Origin of the sequence: Leclercia sp. W6 (assembly GCF_003336345.1) — a bacterium.
GTDB lineage: Bacteria > Pseudomonadota > Gammaproteobacteria > Enterobacterales > Enterobacteriaceae > Enterobacter.
Genome location: NZ_CP031104.1, coordinates 2705126 through 2721778 on the forward strand (window position 1 = coordinate 2705126; position 16653 = coordinate 2721778).

The following is a 16653-nucleotide window of genomic DNA, read 5'->3' on the forward strand; positions in this document are numbered from 1 at the left end:
CATGTGGCTTATGAAGACATTACTAACATCGGGGTGTACTAATCAACGGGGAGCAGGTCAAGCGAGCTACGCAAGGACTAACCCACCTCACACTCGATGAGGCATTTTCATTTATCAAGATATCCAGACCTACCGCAATAATACCAATTCAATAAATGGAGATTCCAGGTGGAAGAAGAAATCTTCACTCGTGAAGAGGCAGCGTCGTATCTGAAGGTAGACAAAGGCACTATCACGCAGTGGATACGAAGTGGACGACTTCAGGCCGCAAAGATAAATCCAGATAAACCTAAAAGCCCATATCGCATTTGCAAGTCAGACTGCATTGCGGCGCTTAAGTCTGTGAGACACAATAGCGCGGTGAATGCGGTTGATGTGCAGGAGGTTAAAGCATGTCAATCAAACTACGCGGTGGCACGTGGCACTGCGATTTCGTCGCGCCAGATGGATCAAGAGTTAGACGCTCTCTTGAAACATCGGACAAAAGGCAAGCGCAAGAACTTCACGATCGTCTGAAAGCAGAAGCGTGGAGAGTAAAAAATCTCGGGGAATCACCGAAAAAGCTATTCAAGGAAGCCTGCATACGGTGGCTGCGTGAGAAATCGGATAAGAAGTCCATTGATGATGACAAGAGCATTATATCGTTCTGGATGTTGCACTTCAGAGAAGCCATTCTCTCTGACATAACAACAGAAAAAATAATGGAGGCGGTAGACGGGATGGAAAACCGCCGCCATCGCCTGAACTGGGAGATGAGCCGGGACAGGTGTTTGCGACTTGGCAATCCGGTGCCGGAGTATAAACCAAAGCTGGCAAGCAAAGGAACGAAGACGAGGCATCTGGCAATACTTCGCGCCATTCTCAATATGGCTGTTGAATGGGGATGGCTTGACAGGGCACCCAAAATATCAACACCACGCGTTAAGAATGGACGCATCAGATGGCTTACAGAGGAGGAATCGAAGCGCCTGTTTGCAGAAATTGCTCCTCACTTCTTCCCTGTGGTCATGTTTGCAATCACGACAGGCCTTCGCCGTTCCAACGTTACAGACCTTGAGTGGTCACAGGTCGATCTGGATAAGAAAATGGCATGGATGCACCCTGATGAAACAAAAGCTGGCAATGCGATCGGAGTTCCTCTTAACGAAACCGCATGCCAGATATTAAGAAAACAGCAGGGGCTCCATAAGAGATGGGTATTTGTCCACACCAAACCTGCCTACCGAAACGACGGAACAAAAACAGCAGCGGTAAGGAAGATGAGAACCGACAGCAACAAGGCATGGAAGGGAGCGTTAAAGCGGGCAGGCATTAGCAACTTCCGCTTCCATGACCTGAGGCATACCTGGGCAAGCTGGCTGGTTCAGTCCGGTGTCTCTCTTCTTGCACTTAAAGAGATGGGAGGATGGGAAACTCTCGAAATGGTTCAAAGATACGCCCACCTTTCAGCCGGGCATCTCACCGAGCACGCGAGCAAAATCGATGCGATTATAAGTCGCAATGGCACAAATACGGCACAAGAGGAGAACGTAGTTTACTTAAATGCGAGGTAACTTATTGATTTAAATGGTGCCGATAATAGGAGTCGAACCTACGACCTTCGCATTACGAATGCGCTGCTCTACCAACTGAGCTATATCGGCTTTCAGGAGAGGTACTGCGGTGTAAAAGGGTAAGAAAAAGTGCCCACCTCGTCAACCCCTCCTCTTTTAGTCGTTGATTTTTACACCAACCCGCGCAAAAACCATGCAACTAAAAGGGCTATTTTCGTCTTTCTTCACATTTTGCGGCTATTGGCCCCCATCGGAAATGCCATCTTTCCCCGTTTCCCTTCAGAATCGGCTATCTTGAGTTTTACATTTTGACATCAAGCCCCGCCAGAACAGGTCGATACTAATTCTAATCGGAACACAGAAATGCCTGAGAGAGTGGGTACATAATGAATAAATTTTTTGTCACCGATGACATAGCCGGCACGGACCTTGAGCCGAAAAGAACTGCCAGCTTTATCAAACGCGCCCTGCTGCTGATGTTTTCCCTGCTGGCAATGCTGTTTATTATCGCCATCATCGCGTTGCTGACGATCGTGCGAAATATCAATGAAGACAGCGATAAGCACAGCGCCATGCTGCTGCAAAAGGCCATCCATAACCGCGTCGATACCCTCACGACCCACATCAAAGATTACGCCTGGTGGGGCGAAGCCTACCAGCATCTGCACCCGAAGGTGGATACCGACTGGGCGTACACCCGTCAGAATATGGGCGCGACCCTCTGGCGCGATTTTGAGTACGAAGGGGTGTTCGTACTGGATAGCAGTGGGCAGACCCGCTACAGCGTCATCAACGGCAAGCTGGTGACCCGCTCTCTGCAAGCCTGGCTGGGCGACGATCCCCTGCCCGAGCTGATGCAGAAAATAAACAAGCCGGACGCTATGCCCGTGTCCAGTACGGTGGTGATGAAAGGAGGCTATCCGGCGCTGGTGGCGGCGGCAAACATCACTACGGGTGACGACTCAAGCATCACGGCTGCCCTTGGTCCGGCCTCGGTACTGGTGTTTGTAGACGTGCTGGATGAGCACAAGCTCGCCGCGCTGGGTGAAGAATACGGTATCGCCCAGACCCGCGTGCAGCATACGGGCGCCCCAAAGCTGGAAGGACGACGCGGGGTAGCCACCCTTCCTGTTGATGGTCAGCAGGTTACATTTGAATGGAAAAGCGAAAATCCGGGGCGGGAACTGCTGCGCTATATTCTGCCGCTGCTGATCCTGCTGGCGCTCTGCACCGCGATTCCCGGCGTGATGCTGGGACGTAACGCGCTCAAAAAGGCGCGCATGTATGATGAAAACACCTATCTGCTGGCGCAGAACCGTCTGGCGCTCACTGCCAGCGAACGGCGTTTTCGTGACGTTGCCGAGGCGACCACGGACTGGATCTGGGAGACGGACACCGAGCTGCGCTTTACCTGGCTTTCAGAGCGTTTTCCGGGGATCACCGGGCACAGCATATCGGCCTGGATTGGCCGCCCGCTCAGCGAGCTGATGGAGGCCGAAAACCAGTCGCTGGCGGATTGGATCACCCTTCCCGGCCAGACGGGCCATCGCCGCCTGCTGCACTGCCGTTATCTTTCGGCGATGGGCCACCAGCGCTACTGCCATATTGCGATTAAACCGGTTATCGCGCCGGAAGGGATCACCGGCTACCGCGGCACCGCCACGGATGTCACTCTCGAAGTGGAGGCCCAGGCGCGCGTGGAGTACCTCTCCCGGCACGACGATCTCACCGGACTGCCCAACCGGGTGCGGATGCGCGAGTTCCTGGAGGGCAAGCTGCGGGCGCAGCCTACGCAGATGCATCCGCTGGCGATGCTCAGCCTCGATCTCGATAAGTTCAAACCGGTCAATGATCTGTTTGGTCACAGTGCCGGCGATAGCGTACTGCATGAAGTCTCGACCAGGCTACGGGCCTGTATCCGCGATTACGATCTGGTGGCGCGCCAGGGCGGAGACGAGTTTATCCTCATTATCTCCGACATTCGTGACAGGAAGTACATTGATACCCTGTGCGAACGTATCATTGCCGAGATTACGCGCCCCTTCCTGATTAACGGGCATGAGATCGTCATCGGCGCCAGTATTGGCGTGGCTATCGCACCGCACGATGCTGTCGACGCGAGCGAGCTTCTGCGCTTCTCAGACATCGCATTGTACAAAGCGAAAAGTACCGGGCGTAACAAGTGGATGTTTTATACGCCCGAAATGGCCGAACAGATGGTACAGCGTCGCGAGATGGAAGAGAGTCTGCGCGAAGGGATTAAAAAAGAGCAGTTCCGTCTGGTCTATCAGCCGCGCTATGGTCACGACTCCTCGCGCATCATTGCCGTGGAAGCGCTGGTCCGCTGGGATCACCCTGAGCTTGGTCTGATCATGCCGGATCAGTTTATCTCCCTGGCCGAAGAGACCGGGCTGATCATTCCGCTGAGCGACTGGGTGCTGAAAACCGCCTGTCGGGACGCACAGCAGTCACTGCACGGTCTCTCCGTGTCGGTGAATATCTCTGCCGTCGAGTTCCAGTCCTGGCAGGTCGTGGAGCGCATCAAAGACGCGCTCCAGATGTCGCAGTTAGATCCTTCCCGGCTGGAGATTGAAATCACCGAAAACGCCACCCTGTGGAATCCAGAAAACAGCCTTGAAATCATGCTGGCACTGAAGAAACTGGGCGTGAAGCTGCTGATGGACGACTTCGGCACCGGCTACTCTTCCCTGAGTTACCTGCGCAATTTCCCGTTCGATGGCATCAAGCTGGATAAATCGTTTATTGACGGCATGCCAGAGAGCGACAGCGCCAATACCATCGTCGAAAATATTATCGGTCTGGGTAAAGCGTTCTCGCTGAGTATTACGGCTGAAGGAGTGGAGACCGAAGGACAACTGCAAAAACTGATGATGATGGAGTGCGATGAAACCCAGGGCTATTTAATCAGCAGGCCGCTCAGCCTGACAGCGCTACAACAGCAAATCGCCGCGCTGGACTCGGCGGCACAGGAACGGGCAGGTCATAACATCAGGAATAGCGCGGGCAGCAGCTGAGGCTGCCCGCGAGGGCAATCAGGCGCGAACGGTATCGTCGCCGAAGCCAATCCACTTGTAGGTGGTGAGCGCTTCAAGACCCATCGGGCCGCGGGCATGCAGCTTCTGGGTACTGACCGCCACTTCGGCGCCGAGGCCAAACTGACCGCCGTCGGTGAAGCGGGTAGAGGCGTTGACGTAAACCGCAGACGAATCCACCTCGTTGATAAAGCGACCGGCATTGCTCAGGGTGCGAGTCAGGATTGCATCTGAATGCTGGGTGCCGTGTTCACGGATGTGCGCGATAGCATCGTCGAGATCGGCCACCACCTTCACGTTCAGGTCCAGCGACAGAAACTCGTCGTTGTACTGCTCCGCTTTCACCGGTTCAACCTTCGCCGGGCCGTTCTGCAGTTGCATCAGCGCGTTGGCATCGGCATGCAAAGTCACGCCGCTTTCCGCCATCTGCTTGCTCAGTGCCGGCAGGAAGGTATCAGCGATGCCCTGGTGTACCAGCAGCGTCTCCACCGTGTTACAGGTGCTCGGACGCTGGGTTTTGGCGTTGACGATGATCTTCAGGGCAGGATCGAACTCGGCAGTGTCATCTACAAAAATATGGCACACGCCGATACCACCGGTGATCACCGGGATCGTCGACTGCTCGCGGCACAGCTTATGCAAACCTGCGCCACCGCGGGGGATCAGCATGTCGATGTATTTGTCCATACGCAGCATCTCGTTGACCAGGGCACGATCCGGGCTTTCAATCGCCTGTACCGCCCCGGCTGGCAGGCCGCACTCTTCCAGCGCCTGCTGGATCACCTTTACCGTGGCGGCGTTGGTACGCCAGGTCTCTTTCCCGCCGCGCAGGATGGCGGCATTGCCGGTTTTCAGGCACAGCGAGGCGACATCTACGGTGACGTTCGGGCGGGCTTCGTAGATCACACCGATCACCCCCAGCGGCACGCGGCGACGTTCGATTCGCAGGCCGCTGTCCAGCAGTCCGCCGTCAATCACCTGCCCTACCGGATCGGCCAGACTGCATACCTGACGCACATCGTCAGCAATGCTTTTCAGACGCGCGGGGTTTAATGCCAGGCGATCGAGCATCGCCTCGCTCAGGCCGTTACGGCGGGCTTCTAAAAGATCCTGTTCATTGGCGAGCAAAATCTCGTGGGACTGGGCTTCCAGATACTCTGCGATTTTTTCCAGCACGCGGTTTTTCTCGCGGCTGGAAAGGAGCGCCAGTTTGTACGAGGCGGCTTTGGCGGCGGCGCCCATTTGTTCCAGCATGTCCTGCTCCTTAACGGGTGATCATATCGTCGCGATGGACAGCAACCGGGCCGTACTCATAGCCGAGAATGGCATCGATCTGCTGTGAATGGTGGCCTGCAATACGGCGCAGCGCGTCGCTGTTGTAGCGGCAGACGCCGTGGGCAATGTCGCGCCCTTCCAGATTGCAGATACGAATCACTTCACCACGGGAGAAGTTGCCTGTCACGCTTTTAATTCCTTTTGGAAGCAATGAGCTGCCTCTTTCCAGAATAGCGGCGGTGGCGCCCTCATCCACGGTGAGCTGCCCGGCGGGCGGCGCGCCGAAGATCCAGCGTTTGCGGTTTTCCAGCGGCGTGGCTTCAGCATGGAAACGGGTACCCACCGAAATGCCCTCCATGACGTCACCAATCACGCCCGGACGGCTGCCCGCGGCGATGATGGTGTCGATGCCCGCGCGGCAGGCCACATCGGCGGCCTGCAGTTTGGTCCCCATGCCGCCGGTGCCGAGGCCAGAGACGCTGTCGCCCGCGATGGCGCGCAGCGCATCGTCGATACCTTTTACATCGGTGATCAGTTCCGCCTGCGGGTTGGTACGCGGATCGGCGGTGAAGAGCCCCTGCTGGTCGGTGAGCAGCAGTAGCTTGTCTGCGCCCGCCAGAATGGCGGCCAGCGCCGAAAGGTTATCGTTATCGCCGACTTTGATTTCTGCGGTGGCGACCGCATCGTTCTCGTTAATGACCGGCACGATGTTGTTATCCAGCAGCGCGCGCAGGGTGTCGCGGGCGTTCAGGAAACGCTCCCGATCTTCCATATCGGCGCGGGTCAACAGCATCTGCCCGACGTGAATGCCATAGATGGAGAACAGCTGTTCCCAGAGCTGAATCAGGCGGCTTTGTCCTACCGCCGCCAGCAACTGCTTGGAGGCAATGGTGGCCGGGAGTTCGGGGTAACCCAGGTGCTCACGCCCGGCGGCAATCGCCCCGGAGGTGACAATCACAATACGGTGCCCTGCGGCGTGCAACTGCGCGCACTGGCGCACCAGCTCAACGATATGGGCGCGATTAAGGCGGCGCGATCCGCCTGTTAACACACTGGTACCGAGTTTTACCACCAGCGTCTGGCTGTCACTCATGATTCTCTGCCATTTAACAATAAGGGAAATGATATCAATCAGACTTTTTATCAGGACTGGGGCCCGTTGCCAACCGCCATAACGCAGAGGTAACCACTTTGTTGCGCGGGATCAGGAAGCGTAGCGGCAGAATTTGACGGTTTTATTACTGAAATAAAAAAATACCCTTTTTTAAACTTATTCTGTATTTGTCATAAAACGTTCATTTCATCACGTTAAAACCCTTCCTGTTTTTTCACGGAACAAAAGCATGAGCTTACTGTTCAGCGAATATTAGCGCGTTTATAAGAAACCAGGATTGAAAATGAAAAAGAGTACTCTGGCATTAGTGGTAATGGGCGTTGTAGCAACTTCATCTGTACAGGCAGCCGAAGTGTTTAATAAAAACGGCAATAAACTGGACGTGTACGGAAAAGTGAAAGCGATGCGTTATATCAGTGATGATGATGCTAAAGATGGCGACCAGACTTACGTGCGTTTCGGCTTTAAGGGCGAAACTCAGATTAACGATCAGCTCACCGGTTATGGCCGCTGGGAAGCTGAGTTCTCCGGCAATAAAGCTGAAAGCGACGCTACGCAGAAAACCCGTCTGGCCTTTGCCGGTATTAAGCTGAAGGATTTCGGCTCATTCGATTACGGTCGTAACCTCGGTGCGCTGTATGACGTTGAAGCCTGGACCGATATGTTCCCGGAATTTGGCGGCGACTCTTCTGCGCAGACCGACAACTTCATGACCAAGCGCTCCAGTGGCCTGGCAACTTACCGTAATACCGACTTCTTCGGCGCCATCGATGGCCTGGATCTGACCCTGCAATATCAGGGTAAAAACGAAGGCCGCGAAGCCAAAAAACAGAACGGCGATGGTTTCGGTACCGCTCTGACCTATGATTTCGGCGGCAGTGATTTCGCCATCAGCGGCGCCTACACCAACTCTGACCGTACCAATGCCCAGAACCTGCTGGCGCGCGGCGAAGGTAAAAAAGCCGAAGCCTGGGGTACCGGTCTGAAATATGACGCAAACAATATTTATCTGGCAACCATGTACACCGAAACGCGTAATATGACGCCAATCTCCGGTGGCTTTGCCAATAAAGCGCAAAACTTCGAAGCTGTTGCGCAATATCAGTTTGACTTTGGTCTGCGTCCATCCCTGGGTTATGTCCAGTCAAAAGGCAAGGATATTGAAGGCATCGGTGATGAAGATATCGTGAAATATATCGACGTCGGCGCGACCTATTATTTCAACAAAAATATGTCCGCGTTTGTTGATTATAAAATCAACCAGATTGATGACGATAATAAACTGGGCGTGAGCAGCGATGATATCGTCGCACTGGGTATGACCTACCAGTTCTGATTTATTCCGATAAAAAACCCGGCTAAGCGCCGGGTTTTTTTATTGTCTTTTTTACGCCGGGCTTATGCCGTCAGCTTCACCGGTTCATTGGTGAAATCATCAGCAGGCTCAAGTTTCAGTTCGAACGTTGCCAGCAGCGTACGGGCTTTTTCGTGGAATTCACGCAAGGTGTGCTCAAGGCGCTGGATCACTTCCGGATCCTTAATGGCCATCGCCTGCCAGTGACCCTCTTTATTGAACAGGCCAAACTGATAGTTGTAGGTGAAGCGTGACTCTTCTGCTTCCATTTCCATCCACCATCCCCAGAATTCGCGCTTCTCCGGCGCTGGCTTTACGTTAACGCAAACAGCCAGGCAATCGAAAAAGAAGCGATTCTCTTCGCACTGCTCTTCGCGGATGTAGGGGCCAAGAGCCATAAACTTCTTGATCATCCTACTTTTCGGATGTCCACTCGGTAACGTCATTGCGATCTCCTTTTGTGAAGCCACTGTTTTACCAAACCCAAAAAAATTAGCAATCTCTTAACTCAATCTCTGATGGATCCAGCGCGTGATCTGCTGCAGTGCCTTGTCAAAATTTTCATACACCGGGCTGAACGGCACCTCCAGCAGCTTGCCATCCACAGATGACGAGGTGATTAAGCGGGACTCCTCTTCCGGGCTGAAGGGATCGTTTTTCCAGAAACCAGAGAGCATTGGCGTAGGGCAACGGCGTCCCAGCAGCCCCTGCATTTTCAAAGAGTAGCGGTTGAGCTCTACGCGCAGCGCCTCGTCCGAGGCATCGTGCATACCCAGCCGGCTGGCCAGCACATCAAGATACATTTCCGGCACGCTGCCCTGCCGGGCTGGTTCACTTAACAGGGCGTGAACCACCGGCCCCAGACAGGCCACCGCCTTGAGACGTGAAGATTCGAGATAAGCCAGACGGACAGCGACATTGGCGCCAAAGCGGAAACCAAACGCCGCTACGCGGGTGTGATCCACCCACGGGTTTTGCTCCAGCGCTTTCAGGGCATGCTGGTGGAGCAAGCTGGAATCCTGGGTCAGTTTCCATTTTGACGAGAAGCCAATAGAAGGCATGTCGAGGGTCAACATCGCCAGCCCTTTTGGCGCAAAGTAGCGCTCATACAGGCTGTAGTAATCGGTCTGCAGGGAGTCGAGGCCGCCGCACATCATCACCGTCGGGAAGGGACCGTCGCCCGCGGGCATATGCAGGAAGCCGGTGACCGCCGGGCCACCGGGGATGGTAAAGCTGATTTCGCGCATCCGGCCTGGCAGGTGCTGGGCCGCCTCCTGATAGGCGCGGTTTGCCAGCGCCTGGGCCTGCTCTGCCAGTTCATCGCCTTTCAGGTGCGGGTAAGCCGCAATGCTGTAGAGATTAGAGGCGTGCAGCCAGTGCTGGCCGCTTAACAGAGGATCCTCCTCCTGGCTCGCCTTTTGCTGCCAGATCATCGCCTGTTTTGCCCATTCGTAGATCCAGTTGCCGCCGCGATAGCCTACCACCGTGTCGTACAGTTCGCTGTCGGTGCGCTCGGCCTGGCTCATGACGATACGCGCCTGCACGTCGAGAATTTCGCGGGGATCAACACCGCGCCAGATCCACATCAGGCGGTTAACCATGCGATACCAGTGCGGGACATTTTTGCCATCCAGCGCCGACTGCACTGACGGCTGTACACCGCTGTTAAAACGACGAACCAGCGTCGACGTTTCCGGGTGCTTGAATTTGGGCTTGAAGAGAATTTCGCTGAGATTCGCCTGGGACATTGCGCGCTGCCTCTATAAATACGTCAGAGAGGGTCATTGTAACGCGCCAGTGGCGAAAACAATAACGCCCGGCATCACCGGGCGTTAAAAAATCTGGATTAGCGGCCAGAAATAGGTGGGACGAATACGACGCCCATATCCCATGGCTGTTCGATCCAGGTATCCTGTGGGATATCAATAACATAATCGTCAACCAGCGGCTTACCGGCCGGTTTCGCGAAGATAGTGACGAAATGCGCTTTTGGATACATTTCGCGGATAGCCACTGCCGTACCGCCGGTATCAACCAGATCGTCAATCACGATGAAACCTTCACCATCGCCTTCAGCGCGTTTCAGCACTTTCAGCTCACGCTGGTTGTCATGGTCATAGCTGGAGATGCACACGGTATCGACATGACGAATACCCAGCTCACGTGCCAGCAGTGCCCCTGGTACCAGGCCGCCGCGGCTGACAGCGATGATGCCTTTCCACTGTTCGGATGGCATCAGGCGTGCAGCCAGTTTACGTGCATGAATCTGCAACATGTCCCAGGTGACGATGTATTTTTCGCTCATGTGAATTGTCCCAGCCTGTGTTTATACGGCTTAAAAAGTGTTCGAGGGGGAAAATGGTTGCGCGAGATTATAGAGATCTGAAGCACTAAAAACCAGTGCTAAGCGGTTACAGCGGGAGTTTTTACTTGCTTACCCCTACCAGCCGACAGAGAAAGTGGTATTCTCAAACCCACCTCGCAAGTCTGACTTGTGGTAATTCTAAACCTGCTAACCCCGTGACCTGCAAGATTGTCTGCAGGAGATCGACAAGGAGACTTACTGTGTCTGAACTGTCTCAACTATCGCCACAACCGCTGTGGGATATTTTTGCCAAAATTTGCTCCATTCCTCACCCGTCCTATCACGAAGAACAGCTTGCCGAACACATCATGGGCTGGGCGAAGGAAAAAGGGCTGCACGCCGAACGCGACCAGGTTGGCAACATTCTGATCCGCAAACCTGCAACCGCAGGCATGGAAAACCGTAAACCGGTTGTGCTGCAGGCGCACCTGGACATGGTGCCACAGAAGAACAACGACACCGTTCACGACTTCACCAAAGATCCGATTCAGCCTTACATCGACGGCGAGTGGGTTAAAGCCCGCGGCACCACCCTGGGTGCGGATAACGGCATCGGTATGGCCTCTGCGCTGGCGGTGCTGGCTGACGATAGCGTTGAGCATGGTCCGCTGGAAGTGCTGCTGACCATGACCGAAGAAGCCGGTATGGATGGCGCGTTTGGACTGCAACCGAACTGGCTGCAGGCGGATATCCTGATCAATACCGACTCCGAAGAGGAGGGCGAAATCTATATGGGTTGCGCAGGCGGTATCGATTTTATCTCCACGCTGCCACTGACCCGTGAAGCGATCCCGGCAGGGTTCCAGACCTTTAAGCTGACGCTGAAAGGGCTGAAAGGCGGCCACTCCGGCGGTGACATCCACTTAGGTTTAGGCAACGCCAACAAACTGCTGGCCCGTTTCCTGGCCGGTCATGCTGCCGAGCTGGATCTGCGTCTGGTGGATTTTAACGGCGGTACGCTGCGTAACGCTATCCCACGTGAAGCGTTCGCGACCGTGGCGGTTGCCGCAGACAAAGCCGATGCGCTGAAAAAGCTCTCCGCCGTTTATCTGGATATCCTGAAAAACGAACTGGACGCCAAAGAGAAGAACCTGACCGTGGTTCTGGAAGCGAGCACCAGCGATAAAGCCGCGCTGACTGAACAGTCCCGCGACCGCTTTATTCAGCTGCTGAACGCCACGCCAAACGGCGTGATCCGCAACTCTGACGTGGCGAAAGGCGTGGTGGAAACCTCCCTGAACGTCGGTGTGGTGACCATGGCTGACGACAGCGCAGAGATCATCTGCCTGATCCGCTCCCTGATCGACAGCGGGAAAGATTACGTGGTGAGCATGCTGGAATCTCTGGGCAAACTCTCTGGCGCGCAGACCGTCGCCAAGGGCAGCTACCCGGGCTGGCAGCCAGATGCGAGCTCGCCGGTGATGGCGCTGGTGCGTGAAACCTATCAGCGTCTGTTCAACAGCACGCCGAACATTCAGGTGATCCACGCTGGTCTGGAGTGCGGTCTGTTCAAAAAACCGTACCCGGATATGGATATGGTGTCCATCGGACCAACCATTACCGGTCCGCACTCTCCGGATGAGCAGGTTCATATCGAAAGCGTGGGCCATTACTGGACCCTGCTGACGGAACTGCTGAAAGCGATCCCGGCGAAGTAATCAGCCGACTGATGCCCGGCGGCACTGCGTTTGCCGGGCCTACAAGGTCAACGTCGTTTGTCATTTGTAGGCCCGGTAAGCAAAGCGCCACCGGGCAGTAGTTTGTAGGCCCGGTAAGCGCGAGCGCCACCGGGCTTTTTTACAGCCCCAGCACCAGCTGCCGCTCCAGCTGCGGGTCCAGCAGCGTGACATGTAATCCCACCAGCCTCACCCCGCGCCCTGCCCGACGCTCTTCCCAGGTTTTCTTCGCGGTGGCGATCAGATCGTCCTTGTTGAGCCGCGGCCAGACGTGCTCCTGCGTGGTTTGCTGAAAGTCGTTGAACTTCAGTTTTACCCCCTGCCGGGCAATCAGCAGATCCGGTTTAACCTTCGCCAGCCGCCGTTCCAGTTCCGGATAAAGCTGTTCGACAATGATGGTTTCACAGGCTGCCCACTCGTGGATATCCTCCGCCAGGGTCCGTTCCACACCGACCGATTTACGCAGCCGCTCGCTGTTAACGTTGCGCTCGTCAATGCCCTGGCTTCTCTCCCAAAGCACCCGGCCAAACTTACCAAAGCGCTTAAGTAACATGCCCAGATCGCTGTTCTGCACATCCTCGCAGGTGCGCAGTCCCATCTTCTCCAGCTTTGCCGCAGAGACTTTACCCACGCCGGGGATCTTGCTGAGCGGCAGCGTTTTGATAAACGCCGGAACCTCGTCAGGGGTGATCACATACTGACCGTTGGGCTTATTGAGATCTGAGGCAATTTTGGCGAGAAATTTTACCGGGGCGACGCCCGCCGAGGCGGTGAGCTGCAGTTCATTGAAAATCGTCTGGCGGATCTCCTGCGCCATCAGCGTGGCGGAGCCGTGACAGTGCAGGCTGTCGGTGACATCCAGATAGGCTTCATCCAGCGACAGCGGTTCAATCAGGGAGGTGTAGCGGGAAAAGATGTCGCGGATATGGCTGGAGGCTTCTTTGTAGGCATCGAAACGCCCCGGTAGTAAGGTGAGATGCGGGCAGAGTTTTAACGCCATGGCGGTTGGCATGGCGCTGCGCACGCCAAACTTACGCGCCGGATAGTTAGCGGTACTGATCACGCCACGCCGCTCGCGACTGCCGCCAATGGCAATGGGGATATCCCGCAGCGCCGGGTTATCCCGCATCTCCACCGCAGCAAAAAAACAGTCCATATCGACATGGATGATTTTGCGCATCGTCTTCACCACACCTGTAATTACATCCAGTATAACAAAGTACAAAAAATGCGTCAGCAGTTTTACTGTCTCACTTCTGTCATTAAACCGTGGTACAAGATAGAGCCAATAAACGCTTTAAATTCATCAAGTTAATGCATTTAAAATGGAAATTTATTCATGAAAAAGATGATTATCGCCTCACTGCTGCTCGCCTCTAACGCCTGGGCTGACCCGCAGATTATTGCTCACCGCGGCGGAACCGCCGACGCGCCGGAGAACACGCTTCCGGCCATCTCGTTGGCGCTGGAAAATCATGCTCAGGCTATCTGGATAACCGTGCAGCTCAGCCGTGACGGCGTTCCCGTTCTGTATCGTCCCAGCGATTTGAGCGCGTTAACCCCCGCGAAGGGAAAAGTGTCCCAGTATACTCAGGCAGAGCTGGCGACATTTAACGCAGGTGCGAAATGGAAAGAGAGCGTTACCGGCGCCACTATTCCAACGCTGAAAGCCGTGCTTGAACGCTGGCCTGAGACCCGCTTCTATATTGATATCAAATCCCCGGATGCTGATGCGGCCGGGATGGGCAAGCAGTTGCTTACCGTGCTGAAAGAGACCAACAGCCTGAACCGTGTGCGCGTGTACTCTACCGAAGATCGCTATCTGGATGCGCTGCCTGCAGAAATACCGCGTTTTGTCACCCGCAGTGAAACGCGTACCCGACTGGCAAACATCTCGCTGAACCACGTGTGTCAGGCCCCAGCAAATACAATGGATGCATACTGGTACGGGCTGGAGCTGAACCGCAAGGTCGAGGTGGTGGAAAAATTTACCCTGGGCGAGGGGATCTCTCCGGCAACCCTGACATGGGACAAAGAGGCGATGGACTGTTTCCGCTCACAGGGTAATGGTCACATTATCCTGCTGGGGGTAAATTCCGCGGAGGATTACCAGAAAGCAAAAGCGCTGGGGGCCGATGGGGTGATGGTCGATTCCCCAGCCCAGGCGCGGGAGTGGCTTAAGTAAAAAAAAGGCCGCTTTATGCGGCCTGTTTATTAGAGGATCCGGTTTTGCTGGCGCTGTGCCTCACGCGCCATACGCTTTTTACGCGCATCGCATGGCTCAGGGCAATCGCAAACTTTCTCCATACCCAGGGAAGAGATGCCACCACAGCTGCCCTGAATGCTTTTGCGCTTAATCAACCAGCCGAGGGACATGCTGAAGATCACCAGCACAAAAACGGCAAAGGTCAGCACGAAGGTCATCATCATCAGCCTCCAAAATCATCCAGCATGATGTTCTCATCTTCCACGCCCAGCTCCTGCAGCATTTTAATGACTGCGGCGTTCATCATCGGCGGACCACACATGTAGAACTCACAGTCTTCCGGCGCGGCATGGTGCTTCAGATAGTTTTCATACAGGACGTTATGAATAAAGCCGGTATAGCCGGTCCAGTTGTCTTCCGGCTGCGGATCGGAAAGCGCAATGTGGAAGGTAAAGTTCGGGTTATCCCGCGCAAGCTGTTCAAACTCATCCTGATAGAACATTTCGCGCAGCGAACGGGCGCCATACCAGAAGCTGATCTTACGCTTACTGCCGAGGCGCTTAAGCTGGTCGAAAATGTGCGAGCGCATCGGCGCCATGCCAGCGCCCCCGCCGATAAAGACCATTTCGGCGTCGGTATCTTTAGCAAAGAACTCACCAAACGGACCGGAGATAGTGACCTTATCCCCCGCTTTCAGCGACCAGATATAAGAAGACATGATCCCCGGCGGTGCATCCGGCACGTTTGGTGGCGGCGTGGCAATACGCACGTTGAGCATGATGATGCCCTTCTCTTCCGGGTAGTTGGCCATTGAATAGGCGCGCAGCGTCGGCTCTTTGACCTCAGAGACAAAGCGGAACAGGTTGAATTTATCCCAGTCACCGCGGTACTTCTCAGGCACATCAAAATCTTTATACGCGACAGTATGTTCCGGGCACTCAATCTGAATGTAACCGCCCGCACGGAACGGCACATCTTCCCCGTCGGGAACCCGCAGCTTCAGCTCTTTAATGAAGGTGGCTTTGTTATCGTTAGAGATAACTTCACACTGCCACTTCTTAATGCCGAAGATCTCCTCCGGCAGTTCGATCTTCATGTTCTGGCGAACCGCCACCTGACAAGCCAGACGACAGCCCTCTTTCGCCTCGCGCTTGCTGATGTGCGACAGCTCGGTCGGCAGAATATCGCCGCCGCCCTCTTTAACGGTCACACGACATTGTCCGCATGAACCGCCGCCACCGCAGGCAGAGGAGATAAAAATGCCATTGCCAGAAAGGGTGTTCAGCAGCTTGTCGCCCGCAGGCGTCAGGATCTGCTTATCTGCCTCATCGTTAATCTCAATGATCACATCGCCGGAATTGACCAGCTTTGAGCGCGCCACCAGAATCAGCCCCGAGAGCACCAGCACGATCAGCGTGAACATCACTACGCCAAGAATAATTTCCATAGATTTTGCCCTTACAGCTGCACACCGGAGAAGGACATAAAGCCCAGCGCCATCAGACCAGTGGTGATAAAGGTGATCCCTAAGCCGCGCAGACCGGCCGGCACGTTGGCATACTTCATTTTTTCACGCAGACCCGCCAACGCCACGATAGCCAGCATCCAGCCAATACCAGAGCCGAAACCGTACACTATCGACTCGGTAAAGTTGTAATCACGCTGAACCATAAACGATACGCCACCGAAGATGGCGCAGTTCACCGCAATCAGCGGCAGGAAGATGCCCAGCGCCGTATACAGTGACGGGAAGTATTTATCGAGGATCATCTCGAGGATCTGAACCAGTGCCGCAATCACCCCAATGAAGGTGATAAAGTTGAGGAAGCTCAGGTCAATCCCCTCAACCAGCGCGCTGTCGCGTAGCACCAGGTTAAATACCAGATTGTTGATCGGGACCGACAGCCCCAGCACCACCGTGACGGCAATGCCCAGCCCGAAGGCGGTCGATACCTTTTTGGAGACCGCGAGGAAAGTACACATCCCGAGGAAAAACGCGAGCGCCATGTTTTCGACAAACACCGCGCGCACAAACAAGCTAATGTAATGAGCCATTG

At 54.9% G+C, this 16653-nt stretch carries 15 protein-coding genes and 1 tRNA gene; 6 read left to right on the forward strand and 10 right to left on the reverse strand.

Annotated elements, in window-relative coordinates:
- Positions 1 to 168 precede the first annotated feature (168 nt).
- Both DVA43_RS13275 and DVA43_RS13280 read left to right on the forward strand, forming a co-directional pair.
- Complete coding sequence (locus DVA43_RS13275) at positions 169 to 516, forward strand: helix-turn-helix domain-containing protein (protein ID WP_000390730.1); 348 nt, start codon at positions 169 to 171, stop codon at positions 514 to 516.
- Entirely contained in the window at positions 399 to 1553 is a 1155-nt protein-coding gene (locus DVA43_RS13280) for a site-specific integrase (RefSeq protein WP_223410474.1), read from the forward strand. The genes DVA43_RS13275 and DVA43_RS13280 overlap by 118 nt, the downstream gene beginning before the upstream one ends.
- 14 nt (positions 1554 to 1567) lie before the next feature.
- Here the strand turns inward: DVA43_RS13280 and DVA43_RS13285 are convergent.
- Positions 1568 to 1643 (reverse strand) — tRNA-Thr (locus DVA43_RS13285).
- A gap of 296 nt (positions 1644 to 1939) precedes the next feature.
- Here DVA43_RS13285 and DVA43_RS13290 point away from each other — a divergent pair.
- Positions 1940 to 4588 carry an EAL domain-containing protein gene (locus DVA43_RS13290; RefSeq protein ID WP_305773793.1) on the forward strand — a complete coding sequence of 883 codons (2649 nt, stop codon included), beginning with the start codon at positions 1940 to 1942 and terminating at the stop codon, positions 4586 to 4588.
- A gap of 18 nt (positions 4589 to 4606) precedes the next feature.
- Here DVA43_RS13290 and proA read toward each other — a convergent pair whose 3' ends face one another.
- Together proA and proB are read right to left on the reverse strand one after the other, a co-directional pair.
- A complete protein-coding gene (gene proA / locus DVA43_RS13295) occupies positions 4607 to 5860 on the reverse strand; it encodes a glutamate-5-semialdehyde dehydrogenase (RefSeq protein ID WP_114315828.1) in 1254 nt (417 codons plus the stop codon).
- 10 nt (positions 5861 to 5870) lie between these two features.
- Complete coding sequence (proB, locus tag DVA43_RS13300; RefSeq protein WP_103823956.1) at positions 5871 to 6974, reverse strand: glutamate 5-kinase; 1104 nt, start codon at positions 6972 to 6974, stop codon at positions 5871 to 5873.
- Positions 6975 to 7278: 304 nt separating this feature from the next.
- Between proB and phoE the strand changes: the two genes are divergently transcribed.
- Positions 7279 to 8331, forward strand: coding sequence for a phosphoporin PhoE (phoE, locus tag DVA43_RS13305; protein ID WP_114315829.1), 1053 nt, complete (start codon positions 7279 to 7281; stop codon positions 8329 to 8331).
- Positions 8332 to 8393: 62 nt separating this feature from the next.
- On the opposite strand, the gene crl is transcribed toward phoE, so the two are convergent.
- The 3 genes from crl to gpt all read right to left on the reverse strand — a co-directional run bounded on the left by crl (position 8394) and on the right by gpt (position 10654).
- Positions 8394 to 8795 carry a sigma factor-binding protein Crl gene (crl, locus tag DVA43_RS13310; RefSeq protein ID WP_103823954.1) on the reverse strand — a complete coding sequence of 134 codons (402 nt, stop codon included), beginning with the start codon at positions 8793 to 8795 and terminating at the stop codon, positions 8394 to 8396.
- Between the two features lie 57 nt (positions 8796 to 8852).
- A complete protein-coding gene (gene frsA, locus DVA43_RS13315; RefSeq protein ID WP_103823953.1) occupies positions 8853 to 10097 on the reverse strand; it encodes an esterase FrsA in 1245 nt (414 codons plus the stop codon).
- A 98-nt stretch (positions 10098 to 10195) separates the two neighbouring features.
- Positions 10196 to 10654 (reverse strand): xanthine phosphoribosyltransferase, encoded by a 459-nt coding sequence (gpt, locus tag DVA43_RS13320; RefSeq protein WP_032616685.1) that lies wholly within the window; start codon positions 10652 to 10654, stop codon positions 10196 to 10198.
- 260 nt (positions 10655 to 10914) lie between these two features.
- On the opposite strand from gpt, the gene pepD reads away from it, so the two are divergent.
- Positions 10915 to 12372 (forward strand): cytosol nonspecific dipeptidase, encoded by a 1458-nt coding sequence (pepD, locus tag DVA43_RS13325; RefSeq protein WP_114315830.1) that lies wholly within the window; start codon positions 10915 to 10917, stop codon positions 12370 to 12372.
- A 139-nt stretch (positions 12373 to 12511) separates the two neighbouring features.
- Here the strand turns inward: pepD and dinB are convergent, their stop codons facing one another.
- The gene (gene dinB, locus DVA43_RS13330) at positions 12512 to 13570 is read right to left on the reverse strand and encodes a DNA polymerase IV (RefSeq protein WP_114315831.1); all 1059 of its coding nucleotides are present in this window, start codon (positions 13568 to 13570) and stop codon (positions 12512 to 12514) included.
- Positions 13571 to 13729: 159 nt separating this feature from the next.
- On the opposite strand from dinB, the gene DVA43_RS13335 reads away from it, so the two are divergent.
- Positions 13730 to 14575, forward strand: coding sequence for a glycerophosphodiester phosphodiesterase family protein (locus tag DVA43_RS13335; protein ID WP_114315832.1), 846 nt, complete (start codon positions 13730 to 13732; stop codon positions 14573 to 14575).
- 29 nt (positions 14576 to 14604) lie between these two features.
- On the opposite strand, the gene nqrM is transcribed toward DVA43_RS13335, so the two are convergent.
- From nqrM to nqrE, 3 genes are read right to left on the reverse strand one after another with little or no spacing between them, the layout of a single operon-like run.
- Positions 14605 to 14820, reverse strand: a complete 216-nt coding sequence (nqrM, locus tag DVA43_RS13340; RefSeq protein WP_168194660.1) for a (Na+)-NQR maturation NqrM — start codon at positions 14818 to 14820, stop codon at positions 14605 to 14607.
- Positions 14820 to 16043: an NADH:ubiquinone reductase (Na(+)-transporting) subunit F gene (gene nqrF / locus DVA43_RS13345; protein WP_103823949.1), complete on the reverse strand. Its 1224-nt coding sequence runs from the start codon at positions 16041 to 16043 to the stop codon at positions 14820 to 14822. The genes nqrM and nqrF overlap by 1 nt, the downstream gene beginning before the upstream one ends.
- Positions 16044 to 16054: 11 nt before the next feature.
- Entirely contained in the window at positions 16055 to 16651 is a 597-nt protein-coding gene (nqrE, locus tag DVA43_RS13350) for an NADH:ubiquinone reductase (Na(+)-transporting) subunit E (RefSeq protein WP_103178380.1), read from the reverse strand.
- Between the last annotated feature and the right edge of the window lie 2 nt (positions 16652 to 16653).